Origin of the sequence: Allobosea sp. R86505, assembly GCF_042466375.1 — a bacterium.
Classification (GTDB): domain Bacteria; phylum Pseudomonadota; class Alphaproteobacteria; order Rhizobiales; family Beijerinckiaceae; genus Allobosea.
The window spans coordinates 3972262-3994360 of sequence record NZ_JAXHPY010000001.1; the positions used below are offsets into that span (position 1 = coordinate 3972262).

The following is a 22099-nucleotide window of genomic DNA, read 5'->3' on the forward strand; positions in this document are numbered from 1 at the left end:
GTCAAGGGATATTTTCCTATTGATACGATTGATCAGAGTGATGGGTAGAGCTTGTCGACCGATACAAAGGCAGCGCCAGTTTCAGCCGCGTGCCTCTTTTTGAGATCGAGAACCTCCTCCAGGTTCAACCGGTGCTTCAACAACAGATATAAGTCGAACCCGTTCATGCAAACGATTGACGTAGGCTTGCCCTGCCGGAAAGCATAAAGACCGTCATCGGTAAAGCCTGATTCACTGATGAACAAACCTCGGCCCCATGCAGCCTTAGTTTCAACCTTGCTTGCAAACGTATATAAATCGCGAACCGCAACTTCACGCGACTGCCATTTGGCTTCTAGAAGAAAAGTATCGTGCCGGTGAACGAAGCTCCCGTCGATTTGTTCGCCTCGATTGCGGAATGGCTTCTTAGGCTCCATGCCATGGAGTGAGAAGAGATTATTCAAGAATTTCTCAAACTCGTAACCTCTATCTTGAGGCTTCAATTTGGCCATAGCCATCAAACCGTCGAGAAGGGCGGCACATGCCGCTTCATCAACGGTCTTTGGCTTCATCGATACCGGCTGGCTGGCGGGTGTGGGCGCTGGGGCCGCGTCCTTTTGAGTTCTCGGTTCAGCCGGTAAACGAGATAAGAACCCGACATCGTTCAGCGAGACAATCTTCAAATTCAACTGCAGAAGTAGTTCGTTAAGCTTCTCAATTTCTATTCTCGAAATAGGCCCTTTGTCTGATCGAATTCGATATGTTAAGCCCAAGTCAACAATTTGCTTGATAACGGCGAGAAGCTTGTGAGGGTGCTCATTGTAACACGCCTTAAACATCCGCGCGACGGAGCCCCGCTTGCCTCCTGTATAAGCCCAATGCCTCTCAACGCCCGCATTTCTTGCGGCAATTGGAAATGACGTCGTATTGTTAAATGAAGCAGGTAGGAAATCTGTTACCAGATTTGCCATCTCGGTTATGATTTGGCTCTGAGCGAGTGAAAGAGACATCCGACCTTCCGGACGAAATCACATTAACGTTCGGCAGAAAGCTTTCATGGCACCCAAAACAAAACTCTGGAAGAGCCCGGAACATATTTTGGCGGGGATAACGGCGCTTCCTCGCCTCACACCTCCTCCTTCTCCACCCATTTATACGTCACCACCGGCACATATTGCTCCATCCGGTCGAGCAGCGTCGCGGGCTGGGTGTCGGTGATCGTCATGGCGCGGTGGGTCTGCTTCAGGAAGCCGGCCTCCACCGTGTTGTCGAGGAAGGTCGCCAGCGGGTCGTAGAAGCCAGCGACATTGAGGAAGGCCAGCGGCTTGTCGTGGATGCCGAGCTGGGCCCAGGTCCAGATCTCGAACAGCTCCTCGAAGGTGCCGATGCCGCCGGGCATGGCAATGAAGCCCTCCGACAGCTCGGCCATGCGGGCCTTGCGGATATGCATGGTCTCGACGATCTCGAGCCGGGTCAGGTGGTGATGGCCGACCTCCTTCTCCCGCAGCGCGCGGGGAATGACGCCATGGACCTCGCCGCCGGCGGCGAGCGCCGCATCGGCGACGATGCCCATCAGCCCGACCGCGCCGCCGCCATAGACCAGCACCATGCCGCGCCTCGCGATCTCGGCGCCCATGGCGTGGGCGCCCTCGGCATAGACGGGATCATTGCCGGGGTTGGACCCGCAGAACACGCAGACGGATTTCATCGGCTCAGGCCCCCTTCGTTGCCAGCGCCTGCAGGATGCGTGCCCAGGAGCGCTGGCCCTTATGGAAGGAGGAAAGGTCGTATTTCTCATTGGGCGAATGCACGCGGTCGTCGTCGAGCCCGAAGCCGACGAGCAGCGTGTCGATGCCGAGCAGGCGCTTGAAATCGCCGACGACGGGGATCGAGCCGCCCGAGCCGATGGTGACCGCCTTGCGGCCCCATTCCTCAGTCAGCGCATCCTGCGCCTGGCGCAGGGACTGCGACTCGACGGGCACGGCGATGGCGGGCGAGGCGCCATGGGCGACGAATTCAGCGCTGACATCGGCCGGCAGCCGCTCGCGAACGAAGGCCTGGAAGGCGGCGGCGATGGTCTCGGGATCCTGCTTTCCGACGAGGCGGAAGGAAACCTTTGCCGAGGCTTTGCCGGCGATCACCGTCTTGGTGCCCTCCCCGGTATAGCCGCCCCAGATGCCGTTGACGTCGCAGGTCGGGCGGGACTGGATCTGCTCGATCAGCATGCGGCCCGTCTCGCCGATCGAGTGCTTCAGGCCGATCTGGCCCAGGAACTCGTCCTCTGTGAGGTTGAGGTCGGCCCAGTCGGCCTTCTGCTGGTTCGTTGGCTCCTCGACACCGTCATAGAAGCCCGGCAGCGTGATGCGCCCGTCCTCGTCGTGCAGCGCGGCGACGATCTTCGCCAGCACATGAACGGGGTTGGCCGCCGCACCGCCGAACAGGCCGGAATGCAGGTCGCGGTCGGCGCAGGTGATCGTCACCTCCTGATAGACCAGGCCACGCAGCGAGGCGGTGATGGCCGGGGTCTGGCGGTCCCACATGCCGGTGTCGCAGACGAGCGCGAAATCGGCCTTCAGCTCGGCGGCATTGTCGCGGACGAAGGCCGGCAGATTGACGGAGCCCGATTCCTCCTCGCCCTCGACCATGACGGTGACGCCGATCGGCAGGTCGCCGGTCTCACTGAGCGTCGCCCGCAGCGCCTCGACGAAGGTCATGACCTGGCCCTTGTCGTCGCAGGCCCCGCGCGCGACGATGACCTTCCGGCCGGGCTCGATCTCCTTGATCACCGGCGCGAAGGGCTTGGTGTCCCACAGCTCCAGCGGATCGACCGGCTGGACGTCGTAATGGCCGTAGAACAGCACATGCGGCGCGCCCGCTTTGGGCCGGTGTGCCAGCACGATCGGGTGGCCCGGCGTCTCGCGCAGGCCGGCGGTGAAGCCGAGCGATTCCAGGTCCTTCGCCAGCCACTCCGCCGCGCGGCGGCTGTCGGCCGCATAGGCGGAATCGGTCGAGATCGAGGGGATTTCGAGCCAGGAGGACAGGCGCGCCAGCGAGGCGTCGAGATCGGCGTCGAGGCGGGCGAGGATCGCGGGGAGTTTTGACATGGCACTCGGCAGGGCTGGGCTCATGCGGGGAGGCAGAGCCGATTCAGGTGACGCCATCATGGCAAGGCGCGGGGGCGGCGTCAGCCTCGTCCTGACATGGCATCGATGCGAATGCGCACGTCATTCTCGGGCGCAGCGAAGCTGCAGACCCGAGAATCTCATGACCAGATGGGCTGGTTTGCGAGATGCTCGGGTCAAGCCCGAGCATGACGACTTGCTACCGCTTCCCGCCCATCATGCTGCCGAGCACGCCGCGCAGGATCGCGGTGCCGACCTGGCGGCCGATCGTGGTCGCAGCCGAGCGCGCGGCCGAGGTCAGGACCTTCTCGGCCATGCTCTGCGGCAGGGCACCGCCACGGCTGCCGGGGCCGGTCTTCGGCCGCTGCTGCGGCGCGCCGCCGCCGAGCCAGCCGCCGATCGTGTCGAGGATGCCGCCCCCACCCGTCGTCGAGGCCTCGACGGGCCCCTCTTCCGGCGCCAGTTCCTTGCGCTTCATCAGCTCCTCATAGGCCGACTCGCGGTCGACCATGGTGTCGTACTTGCCCTTGAAGCCCGACTCGCTCAGCGCCTGCTGGCGAACCTGCGGCGAACAGGGGCCGACCTGCGCCATGGGCGGGGCGATCAGCGTGCGCTCGACGACCGTGGGCGAGCCCCGGCCCTCGAGCGTCGAGATCAGCGCCTCGCCGACCGCCAGATGCATGATCGCCTCGGCGGTGTTGATCTTGGGGTTCTGGCGGAAGGTTTCGGCGGCCGCCTTGACCGCCTTCTGGTCGCGCGGGGTAAAGGCGCGCAGCGCGTGCTGGACGCGGTTGCCGAGCTGGGCCAGCACGGTCTCGGGGATGTCGAGCGGGTTCTGCGTGACGAAATAGACGCCGACGCCCTTCGAGCGGATCAGCCGCACCACCTGCTCGACCGCCGTCAGCAGCGCCTTGGGCGCGCCGTTGAAGAGCAGATGCGCCTCGTCGAAGAAGAAGACGAGCTTGGGCTTGTCGAGGTCGCCGACCTCGGGAAGCTGCTCGAACAGCTCCGAGAGCAGCCAGAGCAGGAAGGTCGCATAGAGCCGCGGATTGGCCATCAGCTTGTCGGCGGCCATGATGTTGACGATGCCGCGGCCATAGCGGTCCGTCCGCATCAGGTCGGAGATTTCCAGCGCCGGCTCGCCGAAGAACAGGTCGCCCTTTTGGTTTTCCAGCACCAGCAGCGCGCGCTGGATCGTGCCGACCGTCTGCGAGGTGACGTTGCCGTATTTGGTCGTCAGGTCCTTGGCGTTCTCGGCGATGAAGCCGAGGATCGCGCGCAGGTCCTTGAGGTCGAGCAGCAGCAGCTTCTGCTCGTCGGCGATCCGGAAGGCGATGTTGAGCACGCCCTCCTGCGTCTCGTTGAGATCGAGCAGGCGCGCCAGCAGGAGCGGCCCCATCTCGGAGATCGTGGCGCGGACGGGGTGCCCCTGCTCGCCGAAGACGTCCCAGAACACGGTCGTGAACTGGTCGGGCTCGTATTTCACGCCGATCTCTTCGGCGCGCTTGACGAAGGGTGGCTTGGAATCGCCGGGCGCGGCGATCCCCGACAGGTCGCCCTTGATGTCGGCCGCGAAGACGGGAACGCCCTCGCGGGCGAAGCCCTCGGCCAGCACCTGCAGCGTCACAGTCTTGCCGGTGCCGGTGGCGCCGGTGACGAGGCCGTGGCGGTTGGCGAGCTTGAGCAGGAGGGTTTCCGGCTTCCAGCTCTTGCCGATCAGAATCGCGCCGTCATCCGCCATGGGCCTGCCTGTTGTGCTGTCGATGGGTCAGGGCCAAGGATGTAGCGAATGGCGGTCGCCGGCGGAAGCCCGTCCGGTCGCCGGACTATCGCATCCGCTTAATCGTTGATATGTGAACCATCTGGCCATCCGCGCCGCAACCGACAGGATCGACATCATGGATGAACTGATTTCCCGCGTGATCGCGGCCTCCGGGCTGAGCGAAGATCTCGCCCGCAAAGCGATCGGCATCATCCTCGCCTTCCTGCAGAAAGAGGGGCCTCCGGCCGAGATCGGCGAGTTGATGGCCGCCCTGCCCGGCGCGCAGGAACTGGCCGCGGCCGAGGGCGGCGCCAAGGGCGGCCTGATGGGCATGGTCGGCGGCATGATGGGCGGCAGCGGCGGCGTGATGGCGCTCGGCGGCCAGTTGATGGGCGCCGGTCTCTCGATGGGCCAGATCCAGTCCGTCTCGAAGGAAATGTTCGCCGTGGGCCGCGAGAAGGCGGGCGAGGACACGATGGGCGCGATCGTCGGCGCCATTCCGGGGCTCGGCCAGTTCGTCTGAGCCGCCCCGCCGCAATATGAACCTCACAACGCCGCCGCGAGGCGGCGTTGTCGTTTGCGCCCTCGCCGGCGCGGGTTTGCGCAGCCGCGTTGCGACGAAGTAGGAATGGCGGCGCGGCGTCCTGCATGGCAATCACCGCCGCGCAGCCGCCCAGCGGCTGATGACGAGGACAGCTTCGCATGACTTCGGCCCCGGACCCCACGCCGCCCTTCATGGCGGCCTTCCCGTCCCCGACGCTGGACGCCTGGCGCGCGGCGGTCGACAAGGTGCTGAAGGGCGGCGATTTCGAGAAGCGCCTGGTGGCCAGAACGGCCGACGGCATCCGGATCGAGCCGCTTTATGCGGCGGCGTCTCCTGCCAACCGGCCGCTGCGCGCTGAGGCCGGCCGCTGGCATGTTACGGCCCGGCTCGACCATCCCGCTCCGGCCGAGGCGCAAAAGCTGGCTCTGGCCGATCTCGAGGGTGGTGCGAACGCGCTGACGATCGCCTTCGCCGGATCCCGCGCCGCGCGCGGCTACGGGCTTGTGGCGAAGGATGTCGCTGCTCTCGATGCCGCTCTCGACGGCGCAATGCTCGACCTGATCCAGCTGCGGCTCGACCCCGCCCCTGAGGGGCGCGTCAACGCGCTGCTGCTGGCAGCACTGGTCGAGAGACGCGGGTTGTCGCCCGAGGCGCTGTCGATCGATTTCGGCATGGACCCGATCGGGGTCTTCGCCGGCACCGGCGGGCTCGCGGCCTCCTGGTCCGAGGTCGGGCGCCGGCTCGCCGCGACCATCCGGGCGCTCAAGGCGCGCGGCTTCAAGGGCCCCTTCGTCACGGTCGACACCCGGCCTTGGCACGAGGCCGGGGCGAGCGAGGCGCAGGAACTGGGCTATGGCCTGGCGAGCACCATCGCATATCTGCGCGCGCTGGAAGCCGCAGGCTTCTCGCTGGAGGAGGCACGCGACGCGATCTCCTTCACGCTGGTCGCGGACACTGACGAGTTCCTGACGATCGCCAAGCTGCGGGCAGCCCGCCTGCTCTGGACCCGCATCCAGGGCGCCTGCGGGCTGACGCCCGCGCCGATGGTCCTGCATGCCGAGACCGCCTGGCGCTCGCTGACGCGGCGCGACCCCTGGGTCAATCTGCTGCGCGGCACCGTCGCGACCTTCTCGGCGGGAATCGGCGGTGCGGATGGCGTGACGGTTCAGCCCTTCACGGCGGCGCTCGGCCTCGCCGACGGCTTCGCGCGCCGCATCTCCCGCAACACCCAGCTCGTGCTGCTGGAGGAGGCCAATCTCTGGCGCGTCGCCGACCCCGCCGCGGGCTCCGGCAGCTTCGAGACGCTGACGCAGGCCCTGTGCGAGCAGGGCTGGGCGCAGATGCAGGCGATCGAGCGGGAGACGACGGACGGCCTGCCGGGCATCATCGCGGCGCTGACCGCCGGGACGGTCCAGACTGCGCTCGGACGCCAGCGCGAGGCGCGCGCCAAAGCGATCGCGACGCGGCGCGAGCCGATCACCGGCACGAGCGAGTTCCCGAACCTCACGGAGTCCGCGGTCGCCGTGCTGGATGTGGCTCCGGTCACGATCGCCAAATCCAGAGGCAGGCCGGGGGCCGTGCCCGACCCGGAGGCCCTGATCGCTCGGCTCGCCGCGGGCGCAGAACGCCAGGAGGGCCTGATCGCGCCGCAGGACGGCTTGCGGGCGAAGGCCCTTCCCTCGCTGCGGCTGGCGGAACCGTTTGAGGCGCTGCGTGACCGGGCCGATGCGGCGGCCGTAAAGCCGGTCGTCTTCCTGGCGTCGCTCGGGCCGGTCGCCGATTTCACGGCGCGCGCCGGCTTCGCGCGCAACCTGTTCGAGGCGGGCGGTCTCGCCGCCCCGGTCGGCGACGGCTTCGCGCAGGGTGGCGGCACCGATCTCGCCGCGCTCACGGCCGCCTTTACGGCCTCGGGCGCGCATCTCGCCTGCCTCTGCGGATCGGACGCCGCCTATGCGGCCGAGGGCGCTGCTGCCGCGCAGGCGCTGACGGCGGCGGGCGCGACCGTCTGGCTCGCAGGCCGGCCCGGCGACCTGGAGGCGGCGCTGAACAATGCGGGAGTGAGGTCGTTCGTCTATGCAGGCTGCGATGCGGTGGCGGTGCTGACGGAGGCTCTCGCGATCTCGCTGCCAACCTTGTCTGATTAGCGCTTTTTTGCTATGACGACACGGTCGGGCTGGAGTTTCGAATTCTTGAACGCTGTCGTCCAAAACGAGGCCGACGCTTTGCCCGACGACATCCGGGCCCGACTGTTTCGCTATGCCGATGTCATCGAAGACGAAGGTTTGAATGCCCTGCCCGCCGGATGGGTCAAACCATTGGGCGAGAAGCTCTGGGAACTGCGGCTGACGGGGCGGGATGGCATTGCTCGCGCGATCTATGTCACGGCAACGGGCAAGCGGGTGGTGATTGTCCGGGTTTTCGTCAAGAAGACCGAGAAAACGCCGCCCAAGGAACTTCGGATAGCGCGCATGCGCGCCAAGGAGGTTTGATGAAGAGCGTTCGCGAATGGGGTCTCGAACAGATGAAGGACCCCGACTTCAAGCGCGAATATGACGCGCTGGAGGAGGAATTTGCCTTGCTGACCTCGCTGGCGCGCGCGCGCAGCCGCGCCGGGCTGACGCAGGAAGAGCTGGCTCAGCGCATGGGCACGACGCAATCGGTCATAGCCCGGCTCGAAAGCGGTCGCAGCAAACCCTCAACCCGGACGCTGGAGCGTTACGCCAAAGCGACCGGCACCAAGCTCCGTATCACATTGGAAGCCGCCGAGTGAGCACACGCCACCCCATCGCCCTGACCATCGCCGGCTCGGATTCGAGCGGCGGCGCCGGCATCCAGGCCGATCTCAAGACCTTCGCTGCCCATCAGGTCTATGGCGCCAGCGTCCTCGTCGCGCTGACGGCGCAGAACACCAGAGGCGTGAGCGCGATCCATGCCGTTCCGGCGGCTTTCGTCGCGCAGCAGATCGACGCCGTCTTCGAGGATCTCGATGTCGCGGCGGTGAAGATCGGCATGCTGGCGACGGCCGAGTTGATCGAGACCGTGGCGGAGGGGCTGAAACGCCACAAGGCGCGCAACATCGTGCTCGATCCGGTGATGGTCGCGGCCTCGGGCGCGCGGCTGCTCGAAAACGAGGCCGTCGCCGCGATCCACCGCCATCTTGTCCCGCTGGCGACGCTGATCACGCCGAACCTGCCGGAAGCGGCAGCCCTGCTCGGCACGAGCGAGGCGCAAACCGAGGACGCCGTCGAGCGGCAGGCGGATGCGCTCGCGGCGCTGGGCGCCGCCAACGTCCTGATCAAGGGCGGGCATGGCGGCGGCGACAGCAGCAGCGACCTGCTGCTGCTCGCGGGCGGCAGCCGCCAGCGCTTTGCCGCGCCGCGCCTGACCACGCGCAACACCCATGGCACGGGCTGCACCCTGTCGTCGGCCATCACCTCGGGGCTGGCGAAAGGGCTTTCGCTGCCGGAAGCCGTCGGCCATGCCAAGACCTATATCTCGGCGGCGATCGCAGCGGCCGACGAGGTTCCGGTTGGCCATGGCCACGGACCGGTGCATCATTTCCACCAGTGGTGGGATCGTCAGGACGGGAGACAGCCATGACAGCCATCCCGGATTTCACGACGCTGGCTTATGCCGACGGCACAGGCCCCGCCTCCCACGCGTTGCCGGCTGGCGAGGCCTGGCTGACGCCCGAAGGTATCCCGGTCAAGCCGGCCTACGGTCCGGAGGATCGCGACGGCCTGCCCTTCATCGACACCATGCCGGGCATCGCGCCTTATCTGCGCGGACCCTACCCGACGATGTATGTCAACCAGCCCTGGACGATCCGGCAATATGCCGGCTTCTCCACGGCCGAGGATTCCAACGCCTTCTACCGGCGCAATCTCGCCGCCGGGCAGAAGGGCCTTTCCGTCGCCTTCGATCTGGCAACGCATCGCGGCTATGACTCAGACCATCCGCGCGTCGGCGGCGATGTCGGCATGGCCGGCGTCGCGATCGACTCGATCTACGACATGCGCACGCTGTTTTCCGGCATCCCGCTCGACCAGATGAGCGTCTCGATGACGATGAACGGGGCGGTTCTGCCGGTGCTGGCGCTCTATATCGTCGCGGCGGAAGAACAGGGGGTTCCAGCCGCCAAGCTCTCGGGGACCATCCAGAACGACATCCTCAAGGAGTTCATGGTCCGCAACACCTATATCTACCCGCCTGCGCCCTCGATGCGGATCATCGGCGACATCTTCGCCTACACCTCGGCCAACATGCCGAAGTTCAACTCGATCTCGATCTCCGGTTACCATATGCAGGAGGCCGGAGCGACGCAGGACCTCGAGCTCGCCTATACGCTCGCCGACGGCGTCGAATACATCCGCGCCGGCCAGCGCGCGGGGCTTGGGGTGGATGCCTTCGCGCCGCGCCTGTCCTTCTTCTGGGCGATCGGCATGAACTTCTTCATGGAGGTCGCCAAGCTGCGCGCCGGCCGGCTGATCTGGGCGAAGCTCGTCAAGGATTTCGGCGCACAGAGCGAGAAGTCGCTGCCCTTGCGCACCCATTGCCAGACGTCCGGATGGTCGCTGACGGCCCAGGACGTCTTCAACAACGTGCCGCGCACGATGATCGAGGCGATGGCGGCGACCCAGGGCCATACCCAGTCGCTGCACACCAACGCGCTCGACGAGGCGCTGGCGCTGCCGACCGACTTTTCCGCCCGCATCGCCCGCAACACGCAGATCCTGCTGCAGCAGGAGAGCGGCACGACCCGGATCATCGACCCGTGGGGCGGGTCCTATTATGTCGAGCGGCTGACGGCGGAACTGGCGACCAAGGCCTGGGGCCATATCCAGGAGGTGGAGGCGCTGGGCGGCATGGCCAAGGCGATCGAGGCCGGCATCCCGAAGCTGCGCATCGAGGAGGCCGCCGCCAAGACCCAGGCGCGCATCGATGGCGGGCTGCAGGCGATCATCGGCGTGAACTGCTTCAAGCCGGAGAACGAAGCCTCGATCGACGTGCTCAAGGTCGACAACGCCTCGGTGCGCGCGCAGCAACTCGACAAGCTCAAGCGCCTCAAGGCCGAGCGCAACGAGGCCGAGGTCCAGGCCGCGCTCGCCGCCCTGACCGAGGGGACAAAGGGCGAGGCCAACCTGCTCGACCTCGCGGTGAAGGCGGCGCGCGCCAAGGCCACCGTCGGCGAGATCTCGCTGGCGATGGAGCAGGTGTTCGGGCGCCACCGGGCCGAGATCAAGTCGATCTCGGGCGTCTACAAGCGGGAGGTCGGCACGATGAACCCTGCGGTCATGCGCGTGCAGATGATGACGCAGGCTTTCGAGGAGGCCGATGGCCGCCGCCCGCGCATCCTCGTCGCCAAGATGGGGCAGGACGGGCATGACCGCGGCCAGAAAGTCATCGCCTCGGCCTTCGCCGATCTCGGCTTCGACGTCGACATCGGCCCGCTCTTCGCCACGCCTGACGAGGCGGCGCGCCAGGGGGTCGAGAACGACGTCCACATCATCGGCGTGTCGTCGCTCGCGGCAGGCCATCTGACACTGGTGCCCGAGCTCAAGGCGGCGCTCGCCAAGGCGGGGCGGCCGGACATCATGATCGTGGTCGGCGGCGTCATTCCGCCGCAGGATTTCGAGGCGCTGATCGAGGCCGGCGCCTCGGCGATCTTCCCGCCCGGCACGGTCATCGCCGATGCGGCCGAGAAGCTGCTCGAGGACCTCAACGGCCGGCTGGGCTATGTCCAGCGCACGGCGGCCGAATAAAAGACAGGCGCGGCCGGCGGGCCGCGCCTGTCCCATGATCACGGGCGTCGCTGCGCGACACTAGCGCCAGCCGTGACCATAGCCGTAACCGTAGCGGGGCGGCGGCGGGCGGAAGCCGTAGGCGTCTTGGTGATGCCAGCGGCGCCGGCCCCAGTAGCCGTGGAAGACGGGCGGCGGCGGCCGCCAGCCATGCCGGGGCGGACCCCAGCGCTCCTCGTAGCGGCCCCCGAAGGCTTCGGCCGAGGCCGGAGCCGCGATGCTGCCGGCAGCGAAGACGGCGAAACCGAGGGAAAGCCCGGTCAGCGCGGCGACGACGAATGTGCGGGCCATGATCCTTGTCCTGATGCGGGCTCGGGCCATCCCCTCGCCTCGACCACGACCATGGCGGATCGCATCTGAACGGGGATTGAGGCCGCCGTTCACGCGCCGTTTAGCGGGATGGCCTCCGAGGCAGCCGGGTCGTGGTCGTTAGCCCGCCAGAGCCTGACGCCGCTTCAGCAGCAGCGAGGCCGCGATCACCACCATGGCGACGAATCCGATCAGGATGGTGCAGGCGGCATTGATTTCGGGCGAGACGCCGAGCCTGACCGCCGAATAGAGCCGCATCGGCAGGGTCGTCGCGCCCGGCCCGGTGGTGAAGCTCGCGATCACGAGGTCGTCCAGCGACAGCGTGAAGGCGAGCAGCCAGGCCGCCGCCACCGCCGGCGCGATCAAGGGTAAGGTCACCGTCCAGAAGGTCACCAGCGGCGTGGCGCCGAGATCGCGCGCCGCCTCCTCCAGCGAGCGGTCGAAGCCGACGAGGCGCGCCTGCACGACGATGCAGGCGAAGCCCAGCCCAAAGGTGGCGTGGGCGATCGTCACCGTCCAGAAGCCGCGCTCCACATCCACCGCCACGAAGAGCAGCAGCAGCGAGAGGCCGGTGATCACCTCCGGCATCACCAGCGGCGCCAGCGCCATGCCGGAGAACAGCAGGCGCCCGCGGAAGCGGCCATGCCGTGCCAGCGCCAGCGCCGCCAGCGTCCCCAGCGCGGTGGCGAGAGTGGCCGAGACGAAGGCGAGGCGCAGGCTGAGCCAGGCAGCCGACAGGAGGGGCTCGTTGGCGAGCAGCGTCCGGTACCAGTGTGTCGAGAAGCCGCCCCAGACGGTGACGAGCCGCGAGGCGTTGAAGGAATAGGCGATCAGCGCCAGGATCGGCAGGTAGAGAAAGGCGAACCCCGCGACGAGCGCGAGGATGAGGCCGGGGCCGAGCCGGGTCATGCCGCGCCTCCCCCCTCGCCTGCCCGCGCCAGCCGCGCGCGCTGCAGCAGCGCCAGCGGCAGGACCAGCACCACCAGCAGCACGACCGCAACCGCCGAGGCCAGCGGCCAGTCGCGGTTGGAGAAGAACTCGGTCCACAACACCTTGCCGATCATCGTCGTGTCAGGCCCGCCGAGGAGGTCTGGAATGACGAATTCGCCGATGGCGGGGATGAAGACCAGCGCCGAGCCCGCCAGGATGCCGGGCAGCGAGAGCGGCAGCGTCACCGTCAGGAAGGCCCTGAGCGGCGTCGCGCCGAGATCGGCGGCGGCCTCCAGCAGGCTGCGATCGAGCTTCTCCAGCGTCGCGTAGAGCGGCAGCACCATGAAGGGCAGGTAGGAATAGACCATGCCGATCAGGACCGCGGTCTCGGTGTTGAGCAGGCGCAGCGGTTGATCGCTCAGGCCGAGCGCCGCCAGCGCCATGTCGAGCAGCCCCTCGGGCCGCAGGATGCCGATCCAGGCGTAGACCCGGATCAGGAAGGAGGTCCAGAACGGCAGGATCACCAGCACGAGCAGGATGGCGCGCCAACGCGCCGGGGCGCTCGCCATCGCATAGGCAAGCGGATAGCCGATCGCGAGCGCGATCAGCGTCGTCAGCGCTGCGATGCGCAGCGAAAAGAGATAGCTCTGCCAGTAGAGCGGATCCTCGAAGATCAGCCCGAAATTCTCGAGATCGAGCCCGGCCAGAAAGTCACGCAGCGCCGCGAAGCCCTCGAAATGCGGGGCATAGGGCGGCAGCGCGGTTGCGGCATCCGACAGCGCGATGCGCAGCACCATGACGAACGGCGCGAGGAAGAAGAGCGCCAGCCAGAGATAGGGAACGGCGATGACCAGACGGGCGCCTCTGCGAGATTTACCGCTCATGGGTCAACCAGAGGGTGAGACAGCCACACAAAGTGCATCCCCTCCCCCCGCTTGCGGTGGGGAGGGTCAGGGTGGGGGGCAGTGCCGCTCAGCGAAACGATCCAGGCCAAGGCTCGGGCTTTACGGCCCCCCATCCCTAACCCTTCCCCACCGCAAGCGGGGGAAGGGGACAGGTCGCGTTCCACCGCCCGCTCACGGCTTCAGCACCAGCCCGGCCTCGATGTCCCAGGACAGCCAGACCGCATCCTCCCAAGCGAAAGGGCGCTCGATGCGGCGCGAGCGGTTGGTCAGGGACACCTTCAGGAGCTGGCCGTCGTCACCGCCGATCATGACCTGAACCATGGTCATGTCGCCGAGATAGCCGATGTCCCAGATTTCGCCGCGGACCTTGTTGGAGCCCTGGGCCGGCTCGTCATGGCTCAGCGCGATCTTCTCCGGCCGCAGCCCGACGAGGACCGGCTCCCCCGGCGACAGGGCCGGCGCCTCCTCGTCGAGTTCGACGCGGCCCGCCAGCGGCGTCGCGACGCCGACGAGATCGCCATCGACGGATTCGATGCGGCCCTCGAGGATGTTGATGTCGCCGACGAATTCCGCGACGTGGCGGCTCAGGGGCGCCTCGTAGATCACGTCGGGCGGGCCGATCTGGACGAGCCGGCCATGGTCCATCACGGCCATGCGGTCGGCCATGGTCATGGCCTCGTCCTGATCGTGGGTGACGACCATGAAGGTTGTGCCGAGCTCGCTCTGGATGTCCATCAGCTCGAACTGGGTGGCCTCGCGCAGCTTGCGATCGAGCGCCGCCATCGGCTCGTCGAGCAGCAGGAGCTTCGGGCGCTTGGCGAGCGCGCGGGCGAGCGCGACGCGCTGGCGCTGCCCGCCGGACAGTTGGTCCGGGCGGCGCTTGCCCAGCCCCTCCAGCTTGACCAGCGCCAGCATCTCGGCGACGCGCCGGTCGATCTCGACCCGCGGCAGCCCCTCGCGCCTGAGGCCATAGCCGATGTTGTCGGCGACGCTGAGATGGGGAAACAGCGCATAGGACTGGAACATCATGTTGACCGGCCGCAGATGCGGCGGCACGGCGGTGATGTCGACGCCATCGAGCAGGATCCGCCCCTCGTCGGGCGTCTCGAAACCCGCCAGCATCCGCATCAGCGTGGTCTTGCCGCTGCCCGAGGGGCCGAGCAGCGCGAAGAACTCGCGCGGGTAGAGCGAGAGCGAGACATCGGCGACGGCGGTGACGCCGCCGAAGCGCTTGGTCACGGCGCGGAACTCGACGAGCGGCTGCGCAGCGGGGTCGTTCCAGGGCTGGAAGGCGCGGCGCACGCTGCCGGGCGATACCTTGCGCATGGCGACCGCCCCTCGCCCCCGCTGCTCGCTCACGCCCGTCCGCTCACTTTGCCCGTCCGCTCACTTGCCGGTCTGCTCACTTGCCGGTCTTCACCCGGGTCCAGAGCCGGTTCACCAGCCGCTGCGACTTCTGGTCGTAAGGCGTGATCGTGTAGAGCCGCGCCATCACCGCATCGGGCGGATAGATGCCGGGATTGTCGCGCACGGAGGCCGAGAGCAGCGGCTTCGAGGCGATGTTGCCATTGGCATACTGGATGAAGTCGGAATTCTTCGCCGCCATGGCGGGGCGGTTGACGAAGTCGATGAAGGCGAGCGCGGCGTCGGGATTGGCCGCATCCTTCGGGATCACGAAGGAATCGAACCACATCAGCGCGCCTTCCTTGGGAATGGAATAGGCGATCTCGACCTTGTTCTTGGCCTCTTCCGCACGCTTCTTCGCCTGCAGCACGTCGCCGGAATAGCCGACGGCCAGGCAGATGTCGCCGTTGGCGAGCGCGTTGATGTATTCCGAGGAGTGGAACTTCTGGATGTGGGGCCTCATCCTGCGCAGGAGCTCGCCGGCCTTGTTCAGGTCGGCCTCGGCCTTGGAATCGGGATTGAGGCCTAGATAGCGCAGCGCGGCGGGGAACATCTCCTCGACCGCATCCAGCACATGCACGCCGCAGTTCGACAGCTTCTTGAGCTGCTCGGGATCGAACAGGATCTTCCAGCTGTCGATCACGGCATCGGCACCGAGCCGTTCCCTGATCTTGGCGACGTTGTAGCCGATCCCGGTCGTGCCCCACATGTAGTTCACGGCGTGCTTGTTGCCGGGGTCGTATTTGGCCAGCCGCCCCTGAATCTCGGGCCAGGCGTTCTTCAGATTGGGCATCTTGGCGGCATCGACCGGCGCATAGAGGCCGAGCGGGATGTGGCGCGGCAGGAAGGAGGCGGTGACCACGATCAGGTCGTAGCCGGTCTTGCCGGCGAGGAGCTTGGTCTCGACCGTCTCCATCTGGTCGAAGGTGTCGTAGACCACCGTGATCCCGGTCTCCTTCTTGAAGGCGTCGAGTACCTCGGGATCGACATAGTCGGACCAGTTGTAGATGCGCAGTTCCTTGCCCTGCGCGGCAGCCTGCCCCGCAACGGCCAGCGACAGGCCCAGCGCGAGACCCGAGACGATACCCTTGAACCAGCGACCAGCCATCATGATGCGTTCGATTCCTCTCCAGGCGAGCGGTGCAGAAGCTACCAGCTTGGCGCCACGTCTCAAGCCGTTGTGATCCCGCACCGCGTCGATCGATCTTGCGATGCAATACGGTTGCCACATATTGCCTTGATGCGCGCTTCCCGCCTCCTGCCTTTGCTGTTCCTGCTTGTCTTCATCGTCCCGCTGGCGACCCACGCCGCCTGGTGGTCGATGCAGGGGATGGCGGAGGACTGGCGCCGGGCCGACTGGTCGAGCGCCAAGCTCCTGCCCGCAGCCTCCACTGAGCCGGAAGCCACTGTCCATGTCTTCGCCGCCCGCGTCGGGCGCTGGCGCGGCGTCTTCGCGCATCATTCCTGGGTGGTGGTGAAGGAGGCCGGCGCCAGCGCCTATACGCGCTTCGACGTCGTCGGCTGGGGCACGCCGGTGCGCGTCAATCATCGCGAGGCCGACGGGCGCTGGTACGGCAACCTGCCGGAGCCGGTCGCCGAAATCCGCGGCGCGGCGGCCAAGCGCCTGATCCCGCGCATCCGGGACGCCGTGAAGAGCTATGCTTATGCGACGCCCGGTACTTACCAGGCCTGGCCGGGGCCAAACTCCAACAGCTTCGTCCAGCATGTCATGGCCGAGGTGCCGGAACTGGCGCGGGCCCTGCCGCCCACCGCGATCGGCAAGGATTTTCGCGAGGACGGCCTGTTCGCCGGGCTGACGCCGAGCCGCACTGGCATCCAGGCCTCGGTCTACGGGCTCGCCGGCGTGACAATCGGTTGGGTTGAGGGCGTCGAGATCAACCTGCTCGGGCTGGTGGCCGGCCTCGACCTGCGCAGCCCGGCGCTGAAGCTGCCGGGCTGGGGGCGGGTCGGGGTATAGGATCAGACGTCATTCTCGGGCGTAGCGAAGCGCAGACCCGAGAATCTCATGCAGGACAAGCTTGCGAGAGATGCTCGGGTCTTCGCCCGAGCATGACGTGGTCGGCCCTCACACCGCCTCCAGCGCCTGCGCCAGATCCGAGATCAGATCCTCGATGTTCTCGATGCCGACCGAGATGCGGATCAGCGCGTCGGTGAGGCCGATCTCTTCGCGGAGTTCCTTGGCAACGCCGGAATGCGTCATCGCGGCCGGGTGCGAGACCAGCGTTTCGGTGCCGCCGAGCGAGACGGCGAGCTTCATGATCTGGAGATTGTCGAGCAGCGCGAAGGCCTCCTTCTCGCCGCCGACGACGTCGAAGGCGAAGGTCGAGCCGGCCGCCGTGCATTGCCGGTCGAACACCGCCTTGCGCGGGTCGCCGTCCTTGAGGTCGCCGAGATAATGTACCTTGGCGACCTTCGGATGGGCGGAGAGGTAGTCGGCGACCAGCCGCGCGTTCTCGTTGGCGCGGCTCATGCGGATGTCGAGCGTCTCCAGCGAGCGCATCAGCATCCAGCAGGAGTTGGGGTTGAGTTGCGTGCCCAGCGAGCCGCGCCAGCTCTTGACCTGCCGCACCAGCGCCTCGGAACCGCTGATCGAGCCGCCGACGAGGTCGGAATGGCCGCCGACATATTTCGTCAGCGAGAGCAGCGAGAGATCGGCGCCCTGCTTCAGCGGCTTCTGGTATTTCGGGCCGAGCATGGTGTTGTCGACGACGACCGGCGGGCGGTGGCCCTGCGAGGCTTCGAGCTCGTCGGCGATCAGCTTGCAGGCGGCGAGATCGACCAGCCCGTTGGTCGGGTTGGCCGGCGTCTCGACCAGGATCATGCCGACGCGGCCCTTGGCGGCGGCGGCCCTGGCGGTTTCGCGCATCTGCGCGATGTCGAGCCCGTCGGTGAAGCCGAACGGCGTGACGCCGAAGGCGCCCATCTGGTTCTTCAGCAGGGTCTCGGTGCCGCCATAGAGCGGGCGGGAGTGGATGATGGTGTCGCCCGGCCGCAGGAAGGCGAAGCAGGTCGTCGCGATGGCGGCCATGCCGCTGGCGAAGACCGCGCATTTTTCCGCCTCGTCCCAGATCGCCAGGCGATCCTCGAGGATCTCCATGTTCGGGTGGTTGAAGCGTGAATAGACCAGTCCGGGCTTCTCGCCCGTCTTGGGCTGGCGACGGCCGGAGGTGAAGTCGAAGAAATCCTTGCCCTGCTGGGCGTTGGCGAAAACGAAGGTTGAGGTCAGGAAGATCGGCGGCTTCAGCGAGCCCTCCGACATGGCCGGCGAATAGCCGAAGCCCATCATCAGCGTCTCGGGATGCAACTTGCGGTTGGCGATCCGGTCCTTGTGGTAGTTGTCTTCGCTCATGACGATCTCCCTTTCGCACCGCGGCCGGGCGGCGCTGATCCGTTCGCCTGAAGATAAGTCGCTCCGCCAACGATTGCTTGGATGGGTTCGACTGTCTAGGATTTCATTTCAGCATCATTCTGCCAAATTTCTTTTCATGAGGAGCAGTCCATGCTCGACAGCGTCGATCGCCGCATGCTCGCCGTTCTCCAGGAGGACGGCCGCATCACCAACCAGGAGCTGTCGGAAAGGGTCGGCCTGTCGCCGACGCCGTGCCTGCGGCGCCTGAAGCGGCTGGAGGAAAGCGGCGTCATCCAGGGCTATTCCGCAACCGTCGATCCCAAGGCCTATGGCCTGCCCTTCAGCGTCTTCGTCTCGGTGCGGCTGTCGCAGCAGACGCAGGAGCACATCGCCGAGTTCGAGAAAGCGGTCGAAGGCTGGAACGAGGTGACCGAATGCTATCTGATGACCGGCAGTCAGGACTATCTGCTGCGGGTGCTGACCGACGGCATCGAGGGCTATGAGCGCTTTCTGAAGCAGAAGATGACGCGGCTGAAATGCATCCAGTCGGTCGAGTCGAATTTCGCGCTGGCGACGGTGAAGAAGCGCATCGGCCTGCCACCGCTCTGAGCGGCTAACGCCCCGCGAAGAGGGCCTCTGCCGCGGCGGAAGCCATCCGCCGCGAATCGTGGCCGACGCCTGGCACGACGATCGCGCGCCAGCGGCTCTCAACCTTCAACCGCGCCGCCTCCGTGGCTGCCACCGCCATGAAATGCTGCCCGCGCGCCAGCCGGTTCGGGCCCTGAGCCTGCGCGCCGCGGCTGCGGTTCAGCTGGGGATGGGCGGGGTCGTCGTCCCTTTCGCCGAGCATCAGCAGCAGCGGTTTAGCGAATGCGGCCGAGAGCGAGGCGTCGGTCGCAGGCGTGCCGTCCAGCGAATAGGGATAGGCGAAACCGGCCGCCTCGCCCCGCAGGGGCATGGTGTAGTAGCCGGCATTGGCGCTGACCGCGGTCGAAAAGCGCGCCGCCGGCATCAGCAGCGCCATGCGGTGGACGAACTGGGCGCCGGCGGAATGCCCGAACAGAACATAGCGCGTTCCCGCGACCCGGCCGCTGGCGAGGGCCCGGTCGAAGAAGCGCTCGATGCCGGCATAGACCCAGCGGGCCGGCTCCGTCTCGTCGCGCACGCCGCCCTGCTGGAAGAGCCGCGTCGGGAACCGCTCCCGGTCAAAATACGGCGCGGCGATCAGCAGGCCGTAACGCTCGGCCGCCTCGACCCAGTTGTCGCGCGCACGCTCGGCATTGCGCTCGAGGCCGTGGATCGCGATCAGCAGCGGACAGGGCTTCCCCGTGCAGGCCGCCGGAACATAGGTTTCGACATTGATCGTCTCGGCGCCGGCGGGCGAGACGTCCTCGTGGATCACATGGCTGCGCCCCGCCTCCTGGAACGGCGTGAGGTCATGCGCCGCGGCGATCTGCGGCCCACAGGCCAGCAGGAGCATCGCCACCAAAGCCCGGCCGACCATCGCCATCGCTCCATGCCTCCCCGGCGCGGAGTTTGCGCGGGACCGCCCGGCCGGGCAAGGCGCTCAGGCGCCCTTGCCGCGATCCATGGCCCGGCGGACGACCTGTGTGACCTCGCTGTCGGACAGGAAGAGGTCGTGCCGCAGCATGCTCCAGCCGCGGCCGGAGGTGTCCGCGACCCGCACGCCGAGTGCCTCCAGGCGGGCACGATCGGCCGCTCCGGCGCGGGCAACGCCGCCGGCGATGCGGGCCGAGAGCGCCAGCGCCCGGTCGCCCGGGTCGATGATCAGCGTCATGCGGCGGGCGAGCGGGCCGAGCTTGCCGACCGTCTGCTCGAAGGCGTCGATATCGATGTCGGGCGAAGCGAGGACGACGGAGCCGATCCGGGAATAGACATCGGCGGAATCGCGCAGTTCGCGCAGCCCTTCCAGCGTCAGGAAGGTGCCCATCGAATGCGCGACGATGTGGATGCGGCCGACCGTCGGATTGGCGACGAGGGCCTGCAGCGCCTTGACGAAGCCGTCGCGAGACCAGAGCGCGCTTTCGCGGTCATAGGCGTAGTCGAACAGCTTGCCGCCGGACGGCCAGGAGAAGATCGCGGTTCGGCCCTGGAACTCGAGCGAATGGGAGAGCTGGCCGGCGCTGCGCGCCGCGGATTCGAAGGTCTCGTTGTAGCCGTGCACATACAGCAGCACGTCGCGGCCGGTCGCGGCCTGGGCGAAGGCGCGCCCCGCATCGGCAGAGGTCTGGCTGTCGAGGCCCAGCACCGCCCAGTCGCCGCTGACGGCCGAGGAGACGCGACCCGAAATCCCGTCGGCAGGCGGCGACAGGCGCGCTTCCGCGAAGGTCAGCGAGCCGCGATCCGAGCCGAAGAAGGGCTGTCGCGGGCCTGCCGGCTTGCGCGTCGTCACCACGAGCAGCTCGGGCTCCTTGCCCAGCGCCGAGGCATCGGCCCGGGTCGGCTCAGAGAACGGCGAGACGGCGACCTCGCTCTGGGCACAGGCCGAGAGCGCGAGTGCGAGCAGCGCAGCCAGCGCCGCCCGACGGCAAGAATATGCGTGCCGTAAACCAAGCATCGTGTCGGGCATCCAGTCGATGATGAGGGGGCCGAGTTGGCCAGCGCCCCCTTAACGACAGGCTAACGCGGCCAGAATACGGCGATCACCTCGATCACGAGCCATTGCACCGCGACCGTGGCTCAGCGGCCACCCGAGATGATGGTCACGGGCGCGGTCACGACCAGCCCCACGGTCGATCCGACGGTTCCGACGACGCCGCCCGCGATGTCGCCGAGCCGGTCGCCGAGCTGGGGACCCGCCGTGGCGATGCCGCCATCTGCCTGCAGTCGCTGGCCGATCATCTGCACGACCTTCGGCGAGGAGGCGAACTTGCTGTGGTTCAGCGGGTCGCCCGACGCCACTTCCGAGAGGTCGATGATGCGCGCGCCGAGCTTCTCGAGCTCGGCGATGATCTGCGTGTCCTTGGCCGAAACAGCGCCCAACCGCGTCTTGTCACCGGCGAAGCGGCGGGAAAAATCGAGCGCGCGATCATCCGCCGAGACGAAGACGGTGACCGGACGCTTGATCTCGCGCATCTGGGTTTTGAACACGTCGAGATCGACGTCGGGCGCCGCCAGGATGACGTCGCGCAGCTTGCCGCCGAAGGTGCCGTCGCCCCGGATCGAGGCCTGGCGCAGCGACTCCAGCGTCAGCAACGTGCCCATCGAGTGCGCCAGGATGTCCATGCGCGTCGTGCCGAGATCGCGTGCGATCGCCCGAAGATTCAGTTCGAGGAAGTCGCGCGAGTAATAGGCGCTCTCGCGATCATAGGGATAGGCGAGCAACTGGCCGCGCGACGGCCAGGTGAACAGCACCGGCACGCCCTTGAAGCCCGAATCATGGACGATCTGTGCAAAGCGATAGGCGGCATCGGCGAAGTTGGTGTTGAACCCGTGCACGAAGATCAGCACGTCGCGCTGGGACGCAGGCCGCTTCAGGATTTCGCGGCGGACATCGGCGACGATGGGAGCGAGGTCCAGCCGCTGTACATTGGTGACGGCGAAATGCTTGGCCGGATCGCTCGGCCCCGAATCGGGCAATTCGAGTTCGCCCGTCTTGTGGGCCCTCGGGACCGTGAAATCCAGGCGCGCGAAGGCCAGCCGCGGCCCCCGCTCGCCATTGAAATACACAGGCTCGGAGGAGGCCTCGCGCGTCGTCGCGACGAACATCTCGACCTTGCCCGCGATGTCCGCGGGGGCGCTGGCTGCCGGGTTGATCTGGAGCACACGCGGTGTTCCGCAGGCGCCCAGCGCCAGCGGCGCGAGGACCGCCCAGACCAGAACCCGAAGCCGCATCGCGGGACGCATCGTCATCATCGCCCGGCAGCTCTCCTCATGCGCGATGCACCCTCGAGACGACCACGCGCCTCACGATGACGGGAAGGCCGACCGGCGAAACCTTGTCGCTGGACCC

Annotated in this window: 21 protein-coding genes; 8 read left to right on the forward strand and 13 right to left on the reverse strand. The window is 67.0% G+C overall.

Annotation, left to right across the window (positions count from 1 at the left end):
* Positions 1-32: 32 nt before the first annotated feature.
* From SJY11_RS19215 to SJY11_RS19230, 4 genes are all read right to left on the reverse strand, one after another.
* Positions 33-989 carry a restriction endonuclease gene (locus SJY11_RS19215; RefSeq protein ID WP_376988342.1) on the reverse strand — a complete coding sequence of 319 codons (957 nt, stop codon included), beginning with the start codon at positions 987-989 and terminating at the stop codon, positions 33-35.
* Between the two features lie 116 nt (positions 990-1105).
* Positions 1106-1687 (reverse strand): LOG family protein, encoded by a 582-nt coding sequence (locus tag SJY11_RS19220; protein ID WP_376988343.1) that lies wholly within the window; start codon positions 1685-1687, stop codon positions 1106-1108.
* 4 nt (positions 1688-1691) lie between these two features.
* Positions 1692-3083 (reverse strand): dipeptidase, encoded by a 1392-nt coding sequence (locus SJY11_RS19225; RefSeq protein WP_376988345.1) that lies wholly within the window; start codon positions 3081-3083, stop codon positions 1692-1694.
* A 217-nt stretch (positions 3084-3300) separates the two neighbouring features.
* Positions 3301-4842 carry a helicase HerA-like domain-containing protein gene (locus tag SJY11_RS19230; protein WP_376988346.1) on the reverse strand — a complete coding sequence of 514 codons (1542 nt, stop codon included), beginning with the start codon at positions 4840-4842 and terminating at the stop codon, positions 3301-3303.
* A 157-nt stretch (positions 4843-4999) separates the two neighbouring features.
* Between SJY11_RS19230 and SJY11_RS19235 the strand changes: the two genes are divergently transcribed.
* The 6 genes from SJY11_RS19235 to scpA all read left to right on the forward strand — a co-directional run bounded on the left by SJY11_RS19235 (position 5000) and on the right by scpA (position 11169).
* Positions 5000-5386 carry a DUF2267 domain-containing protein gene (locus SJY11_RS19235; protein WP_376988347.1) on the forward strand — a complete coding sequence of 129 codons (387 nt, stop codon included), beginning with the start codon at positions 5000-5002 and terminating at the stop codon, positions 5384-5386.
* Positions 5387-5565: 179 nt separating this feature from the next.
* A complete protein-coding gene (locus SJY11_RS19240) occupies positions 5566-7551 on the forward strand; it encodes a methylmalonyl-CoA mutase subunit beta (protein ID WP_376988348.1) in 1986 nt (661 codons plus the stop codon).
* Positions 7552-7596: 45 nt separating this feature from the next.
* On the forward strand, positions 7597-7896 hold the full coding sequence (locus SJY11_RS19245) for a type II toxin-antitoxin system RelE/ParE family toxin (protein ID WP_376988350.1): 300 nt from the start codon (positions 7597-7599) through the stop codon (positions 7894-7896).
* The gene (locus SJY11_RS19250; RefSeq protein ID WP_305692395.1) at positions 7896-8177 is read left to right on the forward strand and encodes a helix-turn-helix domain-containing protein; all 282 of its coding nucleotides are present in this window, start codon (positions 7896-7898) and stop codon (positions 8175-8177) included. The genes SJY11_RS19245 and SJY11_RS19250 overlap by 1 nt, the downstream gene beginning before the upstream one ends.
* The gene (gene thiD, locus SJY11_RS19255) at positions 8174-9007 is read left to right on the forward strand and encodes a bifunctional hydroxymethylpyrimidine kinase/phosphomethylpyrimidine kinase (protein WP_376988352.1); all 834 of its coding nucleotides are present in this window, start codon (positions 8174-8176) and stop codon (positions 9005-9007) included. Before SJY11_RS19250 ends, thiD begins: the two co-directional genes overlap by 4 nt.
* Entirely contained in the window at positions 9004-11169 is a 2166-nt protein-coding gene (gene scpA, locus SJY11_RS19260; RefSeq protein ID WP_376988354.1) for a methylmalonyl-CoA mutase, read from the forward strand. The genes thiD and scpA overlap by 4 nt, the downstream gene beginning before the upstream one ends.
* 60 nt (positions 11170-11229) lie before the next feature.
* Here the strand turns inward: scpA and SJY11_RS19265 are convergent, their stop codons facing one another.
* From SJY11_RS19265 to SJY11_RS19285, 5 genes are all read right to left on the reverse strand, one after another.
* Positions 11230-11499: a hypothetical protein gene (locus SJY11_RS19265; RefSeq protein WP_376988356.1), complete on the reverse strand. Its 270-nt coding sequence runs from the start codon at positions 11497-11499 to the stop codon at positions 11230-11232.
* Positions 11500-11637: 138 nt separating this feature from the next.
* Positions 11638-12426 carry an ABC transporter permease gene (locus SJY11_RS19270; protein WP_376988357.1) on the reverse strand — a complete coding sequence of 263 codons (789 nt, stop codon included), beginning with the start codon at positions 12424-12426 and terminating at the stop codon, positions 11638-11640.
* On the reverse strand, positions 12423-13331 hold the full coding sequence (locus tag SJY11_RS19275) for an ABC transporter permease (protein ID WP_376988358.1): 909 nt from the start codon (positions 13329-13331) through the stop codon (positions 12423-12425). Before SJY11_RS19275 ends, SJY11_RS19270 begins: the two co-directional genes overlap by 4 nt.
* A 192-nt stretch (positions 13332-13523) precedes the next feature.
* Positions 13524-14678: an ABC transporter ATP-binding protein gene (locus SJY11_RS19280; RefSeq protein ID WP_376988359.1), complete on the reverse strand. Its 1155-nt coding sequence runs from the start codon at positions 14676-14678 to the stop codon at positions 13524-13526.
* Positions 14679-14754: 76 nt separating this feature from the next.
* On the reverse strand, positions 14755-15867 hold the full coding sequence (locus SJY11_RS19285; RefSeq protein WP_376988360.1) for a polyamine ABC transporter substrate-binding protein: 1113 nt from the start codon (positions 15865-15867) through the stop codon (positions 14755-14757).
* A gap of 129 nt (positions 15868-15996) precedes the next feature.
* Here SJY11_RS19285 and SJY11_RS19290 point away from each other — a divergent pair, with 129 nt between their 5' ends.
* Positions 15997-16734 carry a DUF3750 domain-containing protein gene (locus SJY11_RS19290; RefSeq protein ID WP_376988361.1) on the forward strand — a complete coding sequence of 246 codons (738 nt, stop codon included), beginning with the start codon at positions 15997-15999 and terminating at the stop codon, positions 16732-16734.
* 108 nt (positions 16735-16842) lie between these two features.
* Here the strand turns inward: SJY11_RS19290 and SJY11_RS19295 are convergent, their stop codons facing one another.
* The gene (locus tag SJY11_RS19295) at positions 16843-18126 is read right to left on the reverse strand and encodes a cystathionine gamma-synthase family protein (RefSeq protein ID WP_376988362.1); all 1284 of its coding nucleotides are present in this window, start codon (positions 18124-18126) and stop codon (positions 16843-16845) included.
* Positions 18127-18276: 150 nt separating this feature from the next.
* Here SJY11_RS19295 and SJY11_RS19300 point away from each other — a divergent pair, with 150 nt between their 5' ends.
* On the forward strand, positions 18277-18735 hold the full coding sequence (locus SJY11_RS19300; RefSeq protein ID WP_376988363.1) for an Lrp/AsnC family transcriptional regulator: 459 nt from the start codon (positions 18277-18279) through the stop codon (positions 18733-18735).
* 4 nt (positions 18736-18739) lie between these two features.
* Here the strand turns inward: SJY11_RS19300 and SJY11_RS19305 are convergent, their stop codons facing one another.
* From SJY11_RS19305 to SJY11_RS19315, 3 genes are all read right to left on the reverse strand, one after another.
* A complete protein-coding gene (locus tag SJY11_RS19305) occupies positions 18740-19636 on the reverse strand; it encodes an alpha/beta hydrolase family protein (protein ID WP_376988364.1) in 897 nt (298 codons plus the stop codon).
* A 57-nt stretch (positions 19637-19693) separates the two neighbouring features.
* Complete coding sequence (locus SJY11_RS19310; RefSeq protein WP_376988365.1) at positions 19694-20704, reverse strand: alpha/beta hydrolase; 1011 nt, start codon at positions 20702-20704, stop codon at positions 19694-19696.
* A 122-nt stretch (positions 20705-20826) separates the two neighbouring features.
* Positions 20827-22002: an alpha/beta hydrolase gene (locus SJY11_RS19315; protein ID WP_376988366.1), complete on the reverse strand. Its 1176-nt coding sequence runs from the start codon at positions 22000-22002 to the stop codon at positions 20827-20829.
* Positions 22003-22099: the final 97 nt, after the last annotated feature.

What these genes read in the sequence shown, in the direction of transcription:
- SJY11_RS19315 (WP_376988366.1), bottom strand. Translation starts at nt 22,002, where the DNA reads ATGATGACGATGCGTCCCGCGATGCGGCTTCGGGTTCTGGTCTGGGCG.
- SJY11_RS19250 (WP_305692395.1), top strand. Translation starts at nt 7,896, where the DNA reads ATGAAGAGCGTTCGCGAATGGGGTCTCGAACAGATGAAGGACCCCGAC.
- SJY11_RS19225 (WP_376988345.1), bottom strand. Translation starts at nt 3,083, where the DNA reads ATGTCAAAACTCCCCGCGATCCTCGCCCGCCTCGACGCCGATCTCGAC.
- SJY11_RS19215 (WP_376988342.1), bottom strand. Translation starts at nt 989, where the DNA reads ATGTCTCTTTCACTCGCTCAGAGCCAAATCATAACCGAGATGGCAAAT.
- SJY11_RS19290 (WP_376988361.1), top strand. Translation starts at nt 15,997, where the DNA reads ATGCGCGCTTCCCGCCTCCTGCCTTTGCTGTTCCTGCTTGTCTTCATC.
- SJY11_RS19280 (WP_376988359.1), bottom strand. Translation starts at nt 14,678, where the DNA reads ATGCGCAAGGTATCGCCCGGCAGCGTGCGCCGCGCCTTCCAGCCCTGG.
- SJY11_RS19220 (WP_376988343.1), bottom strand. Translation starts at nt 1,687, where the DNA reads ATGAAATCCGTCTGCGTGTTCTGCGGGTCCAACCCCGGCAATGATCCC.
- SJY11_RS19305 (WP_376988364.1), bottom strand. Translation starts at nt 19,636, where the DNA reads ATGGCGATGGTCGGCCGGGCTTTGGTGGCGATGCTCCTGCTGGCCTGT.
- SJY11_RS19295 (WP_376988362.1), bottom strand. Translation starts at nt 18,126, where the DNA reads ATGAGCGAAGACAACTACCACAAGGACCGGATCGCCAACCGCAAGTTG.
- SJY11_RS19230 (WP_376988346.1), bottom strand. Translation starts at nt 4,842, where the DNA reads ATGGCGGATGACGGCGCGATTCTGATCGGCAAGAGCTGGAAGCCGGAA.
- SJY11_RS19310 (WP_376988365.1), bottom strand. Translation starts at nt 20,704, where the DNA reads ATGCTTGGTTTACGGCACGCATATTCTTGCCGTCGGGCGGCGCTGGCT.
- SJY11_RS19270 (WP_376988357.1), bottom strand. Translation starts at nt 12,426, where the DNA reads ATGACCCGGCTCGGCCCCGGCCTCATCCTCGCGCTCGTCGCGGGGTTC.
- SJY11_RS19235 (WP_376988347.1), top strand. Translation starts at nt 5,000, where the DNA reads ATGGATGAACTGATTTCCCGCGTGATCGCGGCCTCCGGGCTGAGCGAA.
- SJY11_RS19240 (WP_376988348.1), top strand. Translation starts at nt 5,566, where the DNA reads ATGACTTCGGCCCCGGACCCCACGCCGCCCTTCATGGCGGCCTTCCCG.
- SJY11_RS19285 (WP_376988360.1), bottom strand. Translation starts at nt 15,867, where the DNA reads ATGATGGCTGGTCGCTGGTTCAAGGGTATCGTCTCGGGTCTCGCGCTG.
- SJY11_RS19300 (WP_376988363.1), top strand. Translation starts at nt 18,277, where the DNA reads ATGCTCGACAGCGTCGATCGCCGCATGCTCGCCGTTCTCCAGGAGGAC.
- SJY11_RS19275 (WP_376988358.1), bottom strand. Translation starts at nt 13,331, where the DNA reads ATGAGCGGTAAATCTCGCAGAGGCGCCCGTCTGGTCATCGCCGTTCCC.
- scpA (WP_376988354.1), top strand. Translation starts at nt 9,004, where the DNA reads ATGACAGCCATCCCGGATTTCACGACGCTGGCTTATGCCGACGGCACA.
- SJY11_RS19265 (WP_376988356.1), bottom strand. Translation starts at nt 11,499, where the DNA reads ATGGCCCGCACATTCGTCGTCGCCGCGCTGACCGGGCTTTCCCTCGGT.